Below are 15,833 nucleotides of genomic sequence, written 5' to 3'. Positions count from 1 at the left end.
CTCAGAGAGCCGAATTGAACGTGGAGATCCGGGTGGACCGGGCCGTTGTCGCACCGCAGACACGGCTGATCTTCCTGGCGGCCTCGGGGCTGCGGACGTCGGTCGCCGAGAGGGTCGCGCGGGTCTTCGCAGAGGCGAATGCGGGGGTGGTTCCGAAGGTCTTCACGGCCGTCCTAGGGGGATCCTGAAGGGGTCTGTTTCCGGACATTGAAACGCTGCCGGATTCCATGTCATCACACGGCCCGGCACGCGCACTTTACTACCGCTGAGGCCCTTTCACATGCCGACGGACCAGCCTTCGCACCGGCTCCGGAAAGTAGGAGCACACCTTCCGTGCGAGCGTCCGGGTGAGCGGGGGACGAACGGCGGAACCGGTGGGCCGGGGAGCCGGCTTCCCGGCCACCGACCTGTGCAGGTGAGGGGCTTTCCGGCGTCGGCGGAACCGCCTGCACAGGTGCCGGGCACGCGCATCGTGGCGAGTCCGGCAGGGCCCGGCCGACGCTCACCGGGGTGCCCCGGCAGGGACGGCGATTCACTCGTTCACCGGCTCCTCGCCGGGAACGTCGCGTTCCGCCCGGGAGCCGCCGCGGGCGGTCCGGGACGCGTTCGTGGCGATCGCCCACGACCCCCGTGCCCCGCGCCCGGACGTGGAGCGCCTCGGTGGGCACGGACGTGGCCGAACCCCGCCGTAACAGCCGTCCGAGGGGCCGGGGCGCTCTTGCCGCGTCCCGCCCTCCCCCCTACTCTCGTGGCCCCGGGCGGGGCAGGCGCGACGGTCGTCCGGGTCATACGACAACTGCAGACGGAGGCGACCATGACGGCGTTGCCCGAGCCGCTGAGATCCATGGTCTTCAGGAACGACGACCTGCCGGCCCTGTTCCACCACACGGACGCGGTCGCCGTGGCTCGCCAACGTGAGGCGGTGAACACCACCCGGGCGCAGTTGGCGCTGCTCGTGGCCGGCACGGTGCCCGCCGCGCTGCCCTGGCACGCCGAGGACGGTCCGGCGGCCCGGGCCCTGTACGGGGCCGCGGTGCTGGCCTATCTGGGGGTCCTCTTCGTGACCTTCCTCGCCTCCCAGCGCAAAGCAAAGTCGCATTGGCAACTCAACCGCTCCGCAGCGGAGTTCATCAAGTCCAACTGCTGGCGCTACTCGGTCCACGGCGCGCCGTTCGACAGCGCGTCCGAGCACCCGGAGGCGCTGTTCGCCAACCGCCTGGAGGACGGCCTTCAGGAGTTGCGGAAAGTGGGCTGGGCCGATCCGCGCGAGGAGCTGCCGGATTCCGGCGGCCTCATCACGGAGTCCATGCGTGCACTGCGGAACAAGGCCTACACGGTCCGCAAGGAAACGTACGTACGGGACCGGCTCATCGAACAGCGGCGCTGGTACCGCAGACGTCAGCAGGCCTCCCGGCGCGGGGCGCTCCTGTGGTCGGGCGCCATCGTCGCGCTGACGCTCCCGGCGCTGGCGCTGAGCGTGGCGCAGACCTTCGGGGTGGGCCGGTCGTTCGGCCTGACGGGGGCGCTGTCCGCGGCGGCCGCGGCCTGTCTCGCCTGGAACGAGACGCGCCGGCACCATCCGCTGATCTCGGCGCACTCGCTGGTGGAGAAGGACCTGGAGTCGATGCAGGCCGCCATGGAGACCACCCTCACCGAACGGCACTGGCCGGCGGCGGTGTTCGAGACCGAGCGGATCGTGTCGCCGGAGCACACCGACTGGCTGGTCAGGCATCGCGTGTGACCTTCTGCCGCACCCCGGCTCCGGTCAGCCGCGCCGCACCCCGTCGCGCCAGATCACGGTGACCGGGCGGCCCAGGGTGCGGGCGTACGTCACGATGTCGCCCGTGCCGCCGAGGCCCCGGGCCGGGAGGCCGTCCCAGACCGCGAGCAGCCGGTCGCAGTGGTCGGCGATGTAGGCGCCCGCCGCGTAGTAGGCCTCGTCGGTGGAGTGCGGGAAGTCGAGCCGGACCTCCTGCGCGGCGCGGGCCTTGAGCTTGCGGTAGCGGGCGAGGTCGACGGCGTTCTCGAAGCAGTCCTCGTAGTCGCCGCTGGGGATCACGGCGGTCAGTTCGGCGCCGCAGGTGAGGGCGAGGTCGGCGAAGAGCTGGTCGGCGCCGACCGCCAGGCTGGAGAGCGCCTGCGTCGCGCCGTCGAGGCCGCACAGCGCGGCCCGCAGCCCCGCGAGCACATGGGCCTCGGCCTCGGCGGGGATGGAGCGGTGACCGGTCACTCCGATGCGATTCACGGACCTGCTACCCCCTGATGCCAGCGGAGCGCACCCCGGGGGCGGGCCCGCCCCCGCCGCCCCGTCGCGACGACCCGTCGTGGCGACATCCTCTCAAGAGCCCCCGGCGAGCGGGAGCCCCCGTCCGGAATTCCGGACGGGGGCACGTATGTACGGACAGCTCCGTACCCGGCCCGGGGCGGGGCCGGTCAGTACACGCTGACGCCGTACGCGCTCAGCGCTTCGGTGACGGGCTGGAAGAAGGTCGTTCCGCCGGAGGAGCAGTTGCCGCTGCCGCCGGAGGTGAGACCGATCGCCCGGGTGCCGGAGTACAGCGGGCCGCCGGAGTCGCCGGGCTCGGCGCACACGTTGGTGCGGATCATGCCGTAGACGACGTCGCCGCCCCCGTAGTTGACGGTGGCGTTGAGCGCGGTGACGGAACCGCTGTGGGTGCCGGTGGTGGAGCCGCGGCGGGTGACGGCCATGCCGACGGTGGCGTTGGCGGCGCTGGTGATGTCCTGGCCGCCGACCGTGCCGTCCTTGGGGATGGTGGTGTTCGTGTAGCGCACGATCCCGTAGTCGTTGTTCGGGAAGCTGGATCCGGCGGTCGTGCCGAGCACGGTGGTGCGGGCCGAGTTGGCCCACCAGGTGGTGGCGCCCTGGGTGCAGTGACCGGCGGTCAGGAAGTAGTAGGTGCTGCCGCTGCGGACGTTGAAGCCGAGGGAGCAGCGTCCGGTGCTGGAGTAGATCGCGTCGCCGCCGGAGATCAGCTTGGTGAACTTTCCGGGGGTGCGCTCGATGCGCAGGGCGTCGGCGTTGGTGCCGGCCGACTTCTTGATCCGGTTGATCTCGGCCTGCGAGACCGTGCTGTCCACGGTGACGACGAGGCGCTTGGACTGCGGGTCGATGTTCCAGGCGGTGCCCGCGATGTCGGCGCCGAGCACGGCGTCGCTCGCCGCGGTCAGCTGGTTGGCGCTGAACGTACGGGGGGTTTCGGCGTTCGCGCTGGGGATGGCCATCGCCGCGACGGCGGCGAGCCCCGCGATTACGGCCGTGGTACGGACGCGTCTCGCCGCGTTGGAGCGGATGGTGGTGCGCTTGATCCTCACGTCGGGTTCCTCCGAGGGGAATCGGGGGCCCTCCTGTGGGGTGGCGGGCCCGTGAGGCGCAGTCGGGGGCCTGTCCGGATTCCGGATTTGCCGTGCCCCTGACAATCGCTGACCGGAGTATCGAGGGGCCCGGACGAGAGGCGCAAGAATGCCTTTCGGCCACCTGGATCACCCACGCGTCCGGCCCCGGGAGCCGTGGGACTGCCGGGGCCGGAGGGACCGCTTCCGCGGTTCAGGCGTCGATCCGGTTCCGCTCCCCCGCCGGGACCGCCACGGTGAGCGTATTGCCCGGGGGCGGGAAGGGGCAGATGAAGTGATCGGCGAAGGCGCACGGCGGCAGCAGCGCGCGGTTGAAGTCGACGTTCACACGGCCGTCGGCGGCGGGCGCGCCGGGCCGCAGGAAGCGGAAGCGGTAGCTACCGTTCCCGCTGGTCGCGTCGGCGAAGACGGCCCACAGCGACCCGTCGGGTTCGACCGCGACCTGGAGCGTGTGCTCCTCGCCGTCCACCGTGAAGGCGATCTCGCCGCCGAGGCCGAGGCCGCGCTCGACCCCGTCCGCGTTGGCCACCCGTACGGTCCGGTCGCTGTACGGACGGAAGGTCCCCGGCAGCGCCCAGCGGGGGTCGTACGGAGTGGCCTCGATGGTCGAGAAGGCGTGCCGGGCCGCCGATCCCGGGTCGAAGTCCCGTACCGCCCAGAGCCCTTCGCGGCGGAGCACCACCAGCCGCCGCTCCCCCTGCGCCACCCGGGCGTCGTCGATCGGTCCGCGGTCCGCGCCGAGCCGGATCTCGCCGGTCAGCGGCTTGCCGTCGACGACGATGCCGTCCTCGGCGGAAGCCGTCAGGACCACCTCGTCACCGTCCTCGCGCCAGCGCCCCGGGACGGCCGGAATTCGCCCTTCCGGGTAGTCGGAGAGCCAGTGGGTTCCGGTCAGGGAGAGCGGGCCGTACGGGGCGGCGACGGCGACGACACGCCCCTCGTGCCAGCGCTGCCACTCCTGCGCGGCGTCCGGCCCGCCGCCCTGCTCCTGCTGTGTCGCGTCCGTGCTCATGCGGTCAACCTTTCCATACCGGCTCCGGCAGGCCGAGGTGCGACCGCAGCGTGGAGCCGGTGTATTCGGAGCGGAACGCTCCGCTCTCCTGGAGGATCGGCACGACCCGGTCGACGAAGTCGTCCAGGCCGCCGGGGGTGAGATGGGGTACGAGGATGAAGCCGTCGGCGGCCCGTTCGTCGACGAACGCGGTCAGCTCCGCCGCGACGGTGCCGGGCGAGCCGATGAACGACTGCCGGGTGGTCGTCTCGATGACCGTCTGCCGCAGGGAGAGCCCCTTGGCCTCGGCGAGCGCGCGCCAGCGGGCGACGACAGCGAACGGATCGCCGTGCCGGACCCGGCCCTGGGTGATCTCGGAGTCGGGGACGGGGTCGATGTCAGGGAGCGGCCCGTCGGGGTCGTACGCGGAGAGGTCGGTGCCCCAGATCTGTTCGGCGGTGAGGATCGCGTTCTGCGGGGAGACCTGCTGCCGGCGGATCTCGGCGGCGTTCTCCTGGGCCTCGGCGTCGGTGTCGCCGGTCACCACGGTGACACCGGGCATGATCTTGAGACTCTCGGGCTCCCTGCCGTACGCCGCGAGCCGCGCCTTGACGTCGGCGTAGAAGGTGCGGCCCGCCTCCAGGGTGCCGTGCCGGGTGAAGATGATGTCGGCGGCCGAAGCGGCGAACTCCCGGCCCTCGTCGGAGTCCCCGGCCTGGATGACCACCGGGTGGCCCTGCGGCGAGCGCGGCACGGTGAACTCACCGGAGATCGTGAACTGCGGCCCCTCGTGCGTAAAGGGCCGCGAGGTGCCGTCGGGCGTCCAGGAGTCCCACAGTTCCCGGGCGGTGGCGACGAACTCGGCGGCCCGGGTGTACCGGTCGGCCCGGTCCAGATAGCCGCCCCGGCGGAAGTTCTCCCCGGTGAAGGCGTCGGACGAGGTCACCACGTTCCAGGCGGCGCGCCCCGCGCTGAGGTGGTCGAGGGTGGCGAGCCGGCGGGCCAGTTCGTAGGGCTCGTTGAAGGTGGCGTTGACGGTGGCGGCGAGACCGAGCTTCTCGGTGACGGCGGCCAGCGCGTTCAGCACGGTCAGCGATTCGGGCCGGCCGACCACGTCGAGATCGTGGACACGGCCGTTGTGCTCGCGCAGCCGCAGCCCCTCCGCGAGGAAGAAGAAGTCGAACTTCCCGCGCTCCGCCGTCCGGGCCAGCTGCTCGAAGGAGGAGAAGTCGATCTGGCTGCGGGAGCGCGGATCGGCCCACACGGTGGTGTTGTTGACGCCGGGGAAATGGGCGGCGAGGTGCATCGGACGGGCCACGGTCAGGCCTCCTTCGCTGTGGTCCCGGCGGCGGCGTACCGACTGGCGGGGCGCACGAGCCCGAGGTGTTCGCGCAGGGTGCCGCCGGGGTGGAAGGTGCGGAACAGGCTGCGGTGCTGGAGGAGGGCCACGGTGCCGTTGACGATCCTTTCGAGGTCGCGCTCGGGGGTGATGGGCGTGAGGTGGAAACCGTCGGCCGCGCCGGCCCGGTGCCACTGGGCGATGAGGTCGGCGAGGTCGACCGGGCCGCCCCGGAAGTAGGTGCCGCGCCCGGCGAGTTGCGGTCCGCTCTCCAGACCGGGTTCCGGCGCGGTCTCGACGTCGCCGAGGTCGACGGTGAGCGCGACCAGGATCCGCAGGGCCCGGGGGTCGCGCCCGTGGGCGGCGGCCTTGGCGCGCACCTCGTCGCGGACGGCGGCCGCCTGCTCGGGGGTGGTGGCCCGGATGTGGACGACGTCGGCGTGCCGGGCGGCCGCCTCGCGGGCCGGTGCGGTGGTGGCGTCGATGACGGTGACGGGGCGGCCCTGCGGCGGGCGCGGCACGATGGCCGGGCCCTTCACCCTGAAGGTGGAGCCCTCGAAGTCGACGTAATGCAGCTTGTCCCGGTCGATGAAGCGGCCGGTGGCGGTGTCCCGGATCTCGGCGTCGTCCTCCCAGCTGTCCCAGAGCCGCCCGGAGACGTCGGCCACCTCCCCGGCCTCCTGCCACAGCGCGGCGGGCGGCGCGGCGGGGCGTCTGCCGAAGAGCCTGGCCTCCGCCTCGGTGGTGGACACATCCGCGCTCCAGCCCGCGCGGCCCCGGCTCACCCAGTCCAGGGTGGCGACGGCCGAGGAGAGGTGGAAGGGCTCGGTGTGGGTGGTGGTGACGGTCGGGACGAGGCCGATGCGGTCGGTGGCGGGCGCGACGCGGGCGAGGACGGCGAGCGCGTCGAGCCCGGGGCGGGCGAACGAGTCGCCGAGGGTGACGTAGTCGAGCGCGCCGTCCTCGGCGAGCTGCGCCAGCCGGAGGTAGTGCCCGGCGTCGTAGTGCGGCGGGCCGCCGATCTCGGCGGCCAGGTGGAGGGATGTACGGGCGGACATGGCGGGGACCTCTCGGGTCGACGGTCGGTCGGGGGCCTCGCCGGGCCCGCGTCCGGGCCGCGCGCCGGACGGGACGCGCGGCCGGGACAGCGGGTCCGGCGGCCCCTGGGTCAGCTCTTGGTCCTGGGCAGACCGGGCGGGTTGATCTCCGACTTCTCCACGGCCTCGCCGCTGAGCCCCCAGCGCTTCAGGACCTTGGCGTACGAGCCGTCCTGGACGATGTGGTCGATCGCGGCGGCGTACGCCTCGACGAGGCCGCTGCCCTTCTTCGTGGTGGCGGCGATCTTGCCCTGGAGGTCGCCGCCGGCGCCGGAGAGCTGGCCGACGATCTCGGACTGGCCCGCCGTGGCGACGTGGTAGGCGGCGGTGGGGCTCGGGCCGAGATGGGCGTCGACCCGGCCGGACTGGAGGGCCAGGTAGTAGTCGGTGTCCTTCTGGAAGTACTTGATGTCCACGGGCTTGCGTCCGGCCTTGACGTTCTCCTCGTTCCACTCGACGAGGATCTTCTCCTGGTTGGTGCCGGAGGAGACCGAGATCGTCTTCCCCGCGACGTCGGCCGGCTCCTTCACCTTCCAGCCGGAGCCCTTCTTGGCCTCGAAGGCGATGTTGTCGAGCCGGTAGGTGGCGAAGTCGTACTTCTCCTTGCGCTCCTCGGTCACGGTGACGTTCGACAGGACGGCGTCGAACTTGGAGCTGTCCAGACCGACGAAGAGGTTCTCCCAGGACACCTCCTCGAACTGCGGCTTCAGGCCGAGGGTGTCGGCGACGAGGGTGGCGATGTCGATCTCGGAGCCGATCCGGGTCTTGTCGTCGGTGGCGTAGAAGCCGAGCGGCGGCGAGGCGTCCGCGCTGGCCCCGATCCTCAGCGTGCCGCGCTTGCGGATCGCTTCCGGTACGAGGTCGGCGGCGGCCGCCGCCTTCGTGCCTCTGATGCGGTCCTGGTCGGGTCCGATGTTGACCCCGGCGTCCTTGTGGCCCTTCGGGGCGGCCAGGTCGGTGGAGGGGTCGGAGGTGCCGCAGGCGGTGAGCAGACCGGTGGCGGTGAGGAGGGCGAGGGCGAGGGTGGTGCTGCGGCGGACGGACACGTACGTACTCCTTGCGAGGGCGAGAGACATGAGAGCGGGTCAGAGGACCTTGGAGAGGAAGGCGCGGGTGCGTTCCTGCGCGGGGCGGTCGAGGAGGTCGGCGGGCGGGCCCTGCTCGACGATGCGGCCCTCGTCCATGAAGACGACGGTGTCGGCGACCTCGCGGGCGAAGCCGATCTCGTGGGTGACGACGATCATCGTGGTGCCGCCGTGGGCCAGGTCCTTGATGACGTCGAGGACCTCGCCGACGAGTTCGGGGTCGAGCGCGGAGGTCGGCTCGTCGAAGAGCAGCAGACGCGGTTCGAGGGCCAGGGCGCGGGCGATGGCGACGCGCTGCTGCTGGCCGCCGGAGAGCTGTCCGGGGTAGGCGGCCGCCTTGTCGGCGAGGCCGACCCGGTCGAGGAGCTTCTCGGCCGCCGCGACGGCCTCCTTGCGGGGGCGGCGCAGCGCCGACACCGGCGCCTCGATGATGTTCTCCAGGACGGTGAGGTGCGGGAAGAGGTTGAAGTTCTGGAAGACGAAGCCGATCTTGGTGCGCTGGCGGAGCACCTCGCGCTCGCGCAGCTCGTAGAGCTTGTTGCCGTCCCTGCGGTAGCCGACCAGGGTGCCGTCCACGCTGATCCAGCCCTGGTCGACCTTCTCCAGGTGGTTGATGGTGCGCAGCAGGGTGGACTTGCCGGAGCCGGAGGGGCCGAGGATGACGGTCACCTCGCCGGGCCGGACCGACAGGTCGATGCCGCGCAGCACCTCCAGGGAGCCGAACTTCTTGTGGACGGAGCGGATTTCGACCATGGCATCGCTGGGTGCGCTCATCGCACGGCCCCCTTGGCGTAGTGACGTTCGACGTAGTGCTGGAGGACGGAGAGCACGGTGGTCAGCAGGATGTACCAGGCGGTGGCGACCATCAGCAGGGGCACCACCCGGCCGTTGCGGCCGTAGATCACCTGCACCTGGTAGAAGAGTTCGCCGATCGCCATGACGGAGACGATCGAGGTGCCCTTGAACAGCGAGATGATCTCGTTGGCGGCGTTGGGCAGGATGGAGCGCATCGCCTGCGGGAGGACGATCCGCCGCAACTGCCGGAACTTGGGGATGCCGAGGGCGGCGGCCGCCTCCAACTGGCCGCTGCCGACGGCCAGTACGCCGCCGCGCACGATCTCCGCCGCGTACGCCGCCTGGTGCAGGGCGAGGCCGAGGACGGCCGCGCTGGTCGCTCCGACGAGGTTCATCGTGTCGAAGGAGAAGAAGCCCGGCCCGAACGGGATGCCGAACTGCAACTCCTGGTAGAGGTAGGCGAGGTTGAACCAGAACAGCAGTTGCACGATGAGCGGGATCGAGCGGAACGCCCAGATGTAGGCGTACGCGACCGTTCTCAGGAACACGCTCTCCGACAGCCGCATGAAGGCCAGGACGATGCCGAGGGCGAAGCCGATCGCCGTTCCGTAGAAGGTCAGCTGGAGGGTGATCCAGACGGCCTTGAGGATGGTGGGCGCGGTGAAGAACTGCGCGAAGACGTCCCATTCCCAGCCGGGGTTGGTGATCAGTCCGTTGAGGAACTGCGCCAGGAGGACGGCCGTCGCGGCGATGGCGGCCCACCGCCAGGGGTGGCGCACGGGGACGACGGTCAGCGCTTCGTGGCCGGCGTCGGGCGCATCGGCTTTCGTGACGGGCGGGTCGACGGGTGGGTCGACGGGTGGGTCGACGGGTGGGTCGATGGGTGGATCGCTGGTCAGCGACATGGGAGGAGTCCTTGGGCGCTCGGGCGGCGGTGGTACGGAAAGGGGGGCGGGACCCGGTCAGGAGGCGAGAAGACCGCGACAGGAGAGGTCGCGCAGGAAGGCGAGCGCGGCACGGGCGGCGGCGTCGTTCTGCCGGAAGGCGGGGCCGCCGGTCCGGGGCCGGGTGAACGCGCCGCTGCTGCGGGCGGTGGTGAACGGGCCCAGTGCGAAGCGGCGCGGGTGCGGGCGGCCGTCGCGGTCCAGCACCCGGCTGTCGGCCGGGTCCACGGAGAGCAGGCCGGTCTCGGTGACGGCGGCCCCGTCGTCGCGCAGGGCGCGCAGCAGCGGGCTCGCGGTGTGCCGGAGCGAGGGGTCGGGGAGACGGGCCTCGACCAGGGCGCGGGCCTCGGTGTGCGCACCGGGGACGGTGGCGCCGGCAGCCCGGAAGAGGCCGCGTTCCTCGTCGGTCTCCACGGTGAGGTCGCCGCCGAGGAAGCGGACGACGCCGGCCCGGGAGAGGGCCAGGAGCTGCTGGAGCCGGGGACCGGGCGGGCCGGAGGCCAGGTAGCTGAAGAACCCGTGCCACCAGCCGCCGATGTCGCCGAGCCGGACGAGCTGGGCGTAGACGGAGAGCAGCCCGAGGAAGACCGCGAGATCCTCGCTGTGTTCCGGGTCGTGACGGCGGGTCAGGTCAGCGGTGATGTGATCGCGCAGGGCTTCCTGGAGAGCCTCGGGCGAGTCGAGGCGGACACCGTCGAGGGGCCGGTCGAGCGCGTCGAGGTCGAGCCGGTCGGCGGGGTCGGGCACGGCCTCGGCGACGAGCCCGGCCAGTTCGGGGCTGCCCGGCTCGGCGGCGGCGTACTTCTCGGCGAAGACCTCGTGGGCCAGGGCGGTGCGCTCGGGGTGGGCGGTGAACAGCCGGTGGTAGTGGGCGTGGCCCAGCTCCTTCGCGACGGCCGGCCAGACATCGCGCCGGAAGTCGAGCGGCCCGGGCCCGCTCAGCAGCCCCTCGGTCCACTCCGGCCCCAAGTGCTGGGGCAGCGGCGGGCGTTCACCGGTCCAGCCGTAGCCGATCTTCGCGTGGTACGGGACGCCGCGCCGCGATCCGACGTACAGCACGGGTTCACGGCCCGACGGCAGGTAGACACCGTTCTCGTGGCGTCCGCCGCGTCCTTCGGTGAGCAGGACCATCAGGTCGATGAAGGCGAGCCCGAAGCCCCGGACGATGACCGGCTCCCCGGGGCGCAGGGCCTCCAGGTCGCTGTCTGCGGTGAAGTCGGGCGGCAGGTGCACCAGATCGTGCCGGCGGGCGAAGGCGGCCAGTTCCTCCTGCTCGGGCTCCTTCTCGGCGTCCAGGTGGCCCACGGTCAGCACGACGAGGTCGGCGAGGAGGGGTTCGGCGCGGTCCTGGAGCCGGACGCGCTGGCGGCCGCCGCGCGCGCCGGTGACGGCGAGGGCGGTGGTGCGGTGTTCGTGCACGGTGATGCCGGGCGGCAGGGCGGCCAGGGCGCGGTCGTAGGTCCAGCGCAGATAGGCGCTCTGGAGGCGCCGGGTGGGAAAGTCCGTTCCGGCGAGGCCGTGTATCTCGGCCAGCACGGCGGGATCCGCGTCCGGGACGACGCGGCCCGCGCGGACGTCCTCGGCCCAGACGTCCAGGGCCGGGCCCGCCACGACGGGGCCGTCCAGTTCCACGGTCTCGTCGGTGAACATGGTGACGTCCTCGGCCATGGAGTTCATCCACAGCAGCGGTGACTGGTCGGGGCGCCAGATCCGGCCGCCGCCCGCCGGGTGGGGGTCGACCAGATGGATGTCCAGGCGTTGATCCCCGTACAGCTCAGCGGCGTTGGCGGCGATGCGCTCGATGACGCCGGTGCCGCGGGGGCCGCCGCCGATCACCACGACGCTGGGTGCGGAGCTCATCGCGCACCCGCCGTGCCACGGGCGTAGTACCGCTCGACATAGCGCTGGCCGATGCTGAGCAGCGTGGTGACGATCGCGTACCAGAGTGTGGCGACGAGGAGCAGCGGGATGACTTCGTAGGTGCGGTGGTAGACGAGCTGGACGGAGTAGAGCAGGTCCTGCACGGCGATGATGCTGACGATGGAGGTGCCCTTGAGGGTGCCGATCAGCATGTTCCCGGCCGGCGGCACGATGGAGCGCATCGCCTGCGGCAGCACGATGCGCCGGAACCGCCGCCAGGGGCCGAGGCCGAGGGACTGGGCGGCCTCGACCTGTCCGCGCTCGACGGAGAGGATGCCGCCACGCACCACCTCGGCGGCGTACGCGGCCTCGTGCAGGGTCAGCCCGATGACGGCGATGGTGACCGGGCCGAGGAGGCTGACCGTGGAGACGCCGAGGATCTGCGGGTACAGCGCGCCGATGTTGAACCAGAACAGCAGCTGGACCAGGATCGGCGTGGACCGGAAGAGCCAGACGTAGCCCCAGCCGACCGCCTGGAGCACGGGGTTGCCGGAGAGCCGCAGGACCGCGAGCAGGGCTCCCAGGACGAAGCCGAGGGCCACGACCACCGCGGTGAGCCAGAGCGTGAGCCAGAGTCCGCGCAGGACGGGGACGGTGGCGAAGTAGGAGAACACGACGTCCCACTGGAAGGCGTCGTTGCGGATGACGGAGTTCAGCGCCAGCGCGAGCAGCACGAGGACGACGACTGCCGCTGCCCAGCGGCCTGTTCGGCGTACGGGGACGATGCGCGGCACGACGTCGGCAGCGTCCTTGGCGAGCGTCGACGAAGAGGCGGAGGAAGAGGATGAAGAGGATGAAGACGAAGGGGGCAGCGAGACGGTCTGCGGGGGCATGCGGGAGCTCCGTGGATGCTCAGATCGAACACGGGGCGTGCCTTCACACCGGAAACCACACATGGGCCGGGCCCCTCAGCGCCGGTCCGTCTCCGAGATAAGCGGCGTGTGCGGGGAGTTGTCAAGCCTGTCCACACTGTGAGCCGTACATCTCACCTCGGTTGACGCGCACTCGGATGCCTGTTCCACTTGGCCCATGCATCCGCAGCAGTGGCTGGTCACCCGCTCCCACATCGACTTCGGTCGCGTGTGGTCCTCTTCCTGTTGAGCTGACCCTCTGCTGTCCGGCTTTTCCCGCTCACGCCCCTTTTTTCGGCGTTCGAGCCCCGTTCCTCGCGTGACTTCACCTTCACCACACCGCGCAGCCCTCCCCTCGCTCCGCTGAACACTTCTGCCGTCCCCCGCGTCGCCGTGGCCCCGTGCCGCCGTGTCCCGGGGGCGGCCGGCCTCCCCTGACGAACCCGGAGAAGCACAGCCATGTCCCGATCCCGACATACCGCCCTGTTCGCCCTGATCACCGTGGCCGCACTGACGCTCACCGCCTGCGCCGAGCCGACGGACGCGGCGGACGGCGGGTCCGGCAAGGGCGCCGCCAAGGGAAAGACCCCGACGACGGACGTGGTCTCGCAGGTCCGCAAGGACGAGGCCGCGGCGAAGCTGCTGCCCGCCGGGGTCCGCGAGGCGGGCACCCTGCGGATCGCCTCGTCCGTCGGCACCCCGCCCGGGGCCTTCTACGAGGAGGACGGCTCCACGCTTGCCGGTGCGGACATCGATTTCGCGGACGCGGCGGCCCGGGTGCTGGGGCTGGAGCTGAAGCGCGAGGTGGCGTCCTTCGAGGCGATCCTGCCGGCGCTCGGCAGCGGGAAGTACGACCTGGGCACGGGGAACTTCGGCGTCACCGACGAACGCCGCAGGACCATCGACTTCGTGACGTACATCAACGACGGGCAGGGCTTCGCGGTCCGGGACGACAGCGAACTGAAGAAGGTCACCGACCTCACCCAGCTGTGCGGCCTGACCGTGGGCACCGGGGCGGGCACCACCTTCGAGGTGACGCTCCAGGAGAATCTGCCCCGGTGCGCGGAGGCGGGCAAGAAGCCGTACAAGGTCAAGACCTACGCCGACCAGGCGGCCGTCTGGATCTCGCTCCAGCAGAACCGCTCCGATGTGGTGATGTCCACGATCAACGGGCTGCGCTACGCGGTGAGCCAGCAGGAGGGGCTGCGCTTCCTCAACGAGTTCAAGCGGCTCGACGTGGGCTTCGCCTTCAAGAAGGGCACCCCACTGGCCCCCGCCTTCCAGGCCGCGGTCAACCGGCTCAAGGAGGACGGGACCTACGACCGCATCCTGAAGAAGTGGGGCACCACCGAGTCCGGGATCGAGGCCTCCGAGATCTCGCCGCCCGAGCTGAAGTGACCTGACGCCGGCTCAGCGGCCCCCGCCGGATCAGCAGTCGCAGCCGCAGGAGTCGCCGCAACAGCAGCAGCCCTCGCCGCAATCGCCGCAGCAGCTGCACGCCTCGCAGCAGTCGCCGCAGTTGTTGCACGGCGCCTGCCGCGGCTCCCTGGTCCAGGGGTCCTCGAAGGTCCCGCAGCACATCTGGCAGGTGCAGGCCAGCCCGGCCCACACCAGGCATCCGGCGATCAGTCCGCGCCGGTCGCGGGGCGGGCGCGGCGGGGGCGGGGCGGCCGGACCGCCGGGCGGCGGACCGTACGGATGACCGGGCGTCGGACCGTACGGGTTCCCCGGCGGCGGCCCGAAGGAGCTGTCGGGCACCAGCAGCCCCTGCTGCCCCTGGTACTCCTGCTGTCCCTGGTGCTCCTGGTGCGAGCAGGCAGAGGTGCTGAACGCCCGGTCGACCGAGCGCCGCAGCTCATGGGCGAGCAGGACGTGGACGAGCTTGCCGTCGGTGAACTCCACCTCGCGCAGCGCCAGCCGTACGCCGTGCAGCGCGTCGTCGCAGAGCCGGCGCGCCTCGGACAGCGGGGTGCCGGTGGCGGTGAGCGGGTTCCAGGCGCCCGACGCGGCGTCAGCTTCCCGGTCCTCCACGGCATCCAGCAGATGCGCGAGCCGCCCGAAGAGCCGGCCGGCCTCCGCGAGCGGCGCGGCGTTCCGCGGCTTCCCGGCGAGTACGGCGGTGTGCGCGAAGGCGGCGGCGGTGGCCGTCTCGGTGGGTTCGGTGACCGTCAGCAGCGGGGTGCCGATCCCGGCGAGCGTCTCGATCCCGGTCTGCCGGTCGACCGCGTCGACCAGGAGGGCGGTGTCGAAGCCGAGGGCCGCTCCGGTCCGCGCTCCCGCCCGGTCCCACCCGGCGGCGACCCGGCGCGCGGCGGCGGCGACCGGGCGGCGGGCCAACAGCCCGTCCCGGTCGGCGACGTGGTCGCGGACCTTGGCCGAGGCGAGCACGAGCGAGACGGCCGCGGCGAGCCTGGCCCCCTCCCCCTTGGCGACCGGCGCGGTGCGCATGGCGCGCAGCGGGCAGGGGCCGGCGGTGCGGCGCCCCTCTGGCGTACGGCCCGCCTGAGCCTCCGTCAGGACCGAGACGATCAGACCGTCATAGTTCGTGACGATACGGGCGAACTGTCCGTGATCCGCCCTCAGGGCCAGGCAGAGGCCGCAGAGATGGGCCATCCACTCGACCTTGAGACCCTCGGAGAGCCGATGGGTACAGGGCCTGACGATTCCGAACACGACGATCCCCCGTGAGCCGTATCGCCGGTGCGCGCCGCTCGCTGCACCGGAGCGTCGTGCATCGTATCGAGCGCCCCGTTCACCCGTACGTCCCCCGGGTCACCCGTACGGCCCGGAGCATCATATTTTCCTTCCGCAAGCCCTCTTATGCAGGAGGAACCCTGACGAACCGCCACATCTTCTGCACCAGTACCGTCACGAATCACCTGCGCGCCGACTATCCACTTGGCGCGGTATCCGCATCATGGACGACCATAGGGATACGAAAGAGATGCGGAACGCCAAGGAACCGCGGTGAGAGGAGGCGTCCATGGGATCGGTGCGCAAGGCGAGTGCCTGGCTGGGCCTCGTAGAGGACAACGACGAGCGGTACTACGACGACGAGTACGCCGAGGGTGCGGAGACCGGCACGGGCAACCAGGCCTGGGTCACCGACCCCCGGGTGCAGGTGGCCGCGGAGGCGGCCGAGGAGCAGGACCGCCGGATCGCCACGGTGACCCCGGACAGCTTCCGGGACGCACGGGCCATCGGCGAGCTCTTCCGGGACGGCGTCCCGGTGATCGTCAACCTCACGGCCATGGACCCCGCCGACGCCAAGCGCGTGGTGGACTTCGCCGCCGGGCTGATCTTCGGTCTGCGCGGCTCGATCGACCGGGTGGCCACCCGGGTCTTCCTGCTGTCCCCCGCCGACACCCAGGTGGTGGCGGGCGAAGCCGCCGGCCGCAAGGCCGACGGCTTCTTCAACCAGAGCTGAGCAGGGCGCTCG

15 protein-coding genes are annotated in these 15,833 nt (G+C 71.6%); 3 read left to right on the top strand and 12 right to left on the bottom strand.

What is annotated here, in order from left to right; all coding sequences use genetic code 11:
- Nucleotide 1: 1 nt before the first annotated feature.
- Nucleotides 2-166 carry an FxSxx-COOH cyclophane-containing RiPP peptide gene (gene fxsA / locus ACIQPT_RS22145; protein WP_401157670.1) on the bottom strand — a complete coding sequence of 55 codons (165 nt, stop codon included), beginning with the start codon at nt 164-166 and terminating at the stop codon, nt 2-4.
- A gap of 648 nt (nt 167-814) precedes the next feature.
- On the opposite strand from fxsA, the gene ACIQPT_RS22140 reads away from it, so the two are divergent.
- Complete coding sequence (locus ACIQPT_RS22140; protein WP_401157668.1) at nt 815-1,741, top strand: DUF4231 domain-containing protein; 927 nt, start codon at nt 815-817, stop codon at nt 1,739-1,741.
- Nucleotides 1,742-1,765: 24 nt separating this feature from the next.
- On the opposite strand, the gene ACIQPT_RS22135 is transcribed toward ACIQPT_RS22140, so the two are convergent.
- The 10 genes from ACIQPT_RS22135 to ACIQPT_RS22090 form a co-directional block, all read right to left on the bottom strand.
- Complete coding sequence (locus ACIQPT_RS22135) at nt 1,766-2,245, bottom strand: hypothetical protein (RefSeq protein ID WP_401157666.1); 480 nt, start codon at nt 2,243-2,245, stop codon at nt 1,766-1,768.
- 188 nt (nt 2,246-2,433) lie between these two features.
- Nucleotides 2,434-3,333, bottom strand: coding sequence for a S1 family peptidase (locus tag ACIQPT_RS22130; RefSeq protein ID WP_401157664.1), 900 nt, complete (start codon nt 3,331-3,333; stop codon nt 2,434-2,436).
- Between the two features lie 232 nt (nt 3,334-3,565).
- Nucleotides 3,566-4,384 (bottom strand): DUF1684 domain-containing protein, encoded by an 819-nt coding sequence (locus tag ACIQPT_RS22125; RefSeq protein WP_401157662.1) that lies wholly within the window; start codon nt 4,382-4,384, stop codon nt 3,566-3,568.
- Nucleotides 4,385-4,388: 4 nt separating this feature from the next.
- Nucleotides 4,389-5,669, bottom strand: a complete 1,281-nt coding sequence (locus ACIQPT_RS22120; protein WP_401157881.1) for an NtaA/DmoA family FMN-dependent monooxygenase — start codon at nt 5,667-5,669, stop codon at nt 4,389-4,391.
- A gap of 14 nt (nt 5,670-5,683) precedes the next feature.
- Complete coding sequence (locus ACIQPT_RS22115; RefSeq protein WP_401157660.1) at nt 5,684-6,760, bottom strand: LLM class flavin-dependent oxidoreductase; 1,077 nt, start codon at nt 6,758-6,760, stop codon at nt 5,684-5,686.
- A gap of 110 nt (nt 6,761-6,870) precedes the next feature.
- Complete coding sequence (locus ACIQPT_RS22110; RefSeq protein WP_401157659.1) at nt 6,871-7,845, bottom strand: ABC transporter substrate-binding protein; 975 nt, start codon at nt 7,843-7,845, stop codon at nt 6,871-6,873.
- Nucleotides 7,846-7,884: 39 nt separating this feature from the next.
- A complete protein-coding gene (locus tag ACIQPT_RS22105; RefSeq protein ID WP_401157880.1) occupies nt 7,885-8,637 on the bottom strand; it encodes an amino acid ABC transporter ATP-binding protein in 753 nt (250 codons plus the stop codon).
- Between the two features lie 17 nt (nt 8,638-8,654).
- Nucleotides 8,655-9,584, bottom strand: coding sequence for an amino acid ABC transporter permease (locus tag ACIQPT_RS22100; RefSeq protein ID WP_401157657.1), 930 nt, complete (start codon nt 9,582-9,584; stop codon nt 8,655-8,657).
- Between the two features lie 57 nt (nt 9,585-9,641).
- A complete protein-coding gene (locus tag ACIQPT_RS22095) occupies nt 9,642-11,483 on the bottom strand; it encodes an FAD/NAD(P)-binding protein (protein ID WP_401157655.1) in 1,842 nt (613 codons plus the stop codon).
- Entirely contained in the window at nt 11,480-12,376 is an 897-nt protein-coding gene (locus tag ACIQPT_RS22090; RefSeq protein ID WP_401157653.1) for an amino acid ABC transporter permease, read from the bottom strand. The genes ACIQPT_RS22095 and ACIQPT_RS22090 overlap by 4 nt, the downstream gene beginning before the upstream one ends.
- Nucleotides 12,377-12,853: 477 nt before the next feature.
- On the opposite strand from ACIQPT_RS22090, the gene ACIQPT_RS22085 reads away from it, so the two are divergent.
- Nucleotides 12,854-13,792 carry an ABC transporter substrate-binding protein gene (locus ACIQPT_RS22085; protein WP_401157652.1) on the top strand — a complete coding sequence of 313 codons (939 nt, stop codon included), beginning with the start codon at nt 12,854-12,856 and terminating at the stop codon, nt 13,790-13,792.
- A 30-nt stretch (nt 13,793-13,822) separates the two neighbouring features.
- Here the strand turns inward: ACIQPT_RS22085 and ACIQPT_RS22080 are convergent, their stop codons facing one another.
- Nucleotides 13,823-15,067, bottom strand: a complete 1,245-nt coding sequence (locus ACIQPT_RS22080; RefSeq protein WP_401157650.1) for a DUF5685 family protein — start codon at nt 15,065-15,067, stop codon at nt 13,823-13,825.
- A gap of 310 nt (nt 15,068-15,377) precedes the next feature.
- Between ACIQPT_RS22080 and ACIQPT_RS22075 the strand changes: the two genes are divergently transcribed.
- Nucleotides 15,378-15,821, top strand: a complete 444-nt coding sequence (locus ACIQPT_RS22075) for a cell division protein SepF (protein WP_401157648.1) — start codon at nt 15,378-15,380, stop codon at nt 15,819-15,821.
- The last annotated feature ends 12 nt before the right edge of the window (nt 15,822-15,833 follow it).

This window comes from Streptomyces sp. NPDC091289, assembly GCF_044757365.1.
GTDB lineage: Bacteria > Actinomycetota > Actinomycetes > Streptomycetales > Streptomycetaceae > Streptomyces.
The sequence above is the reverse complement of the archived record's forward strand: the minus strand, read 5'-3'. Positions and strand labels throughout refer to the sequence as shown.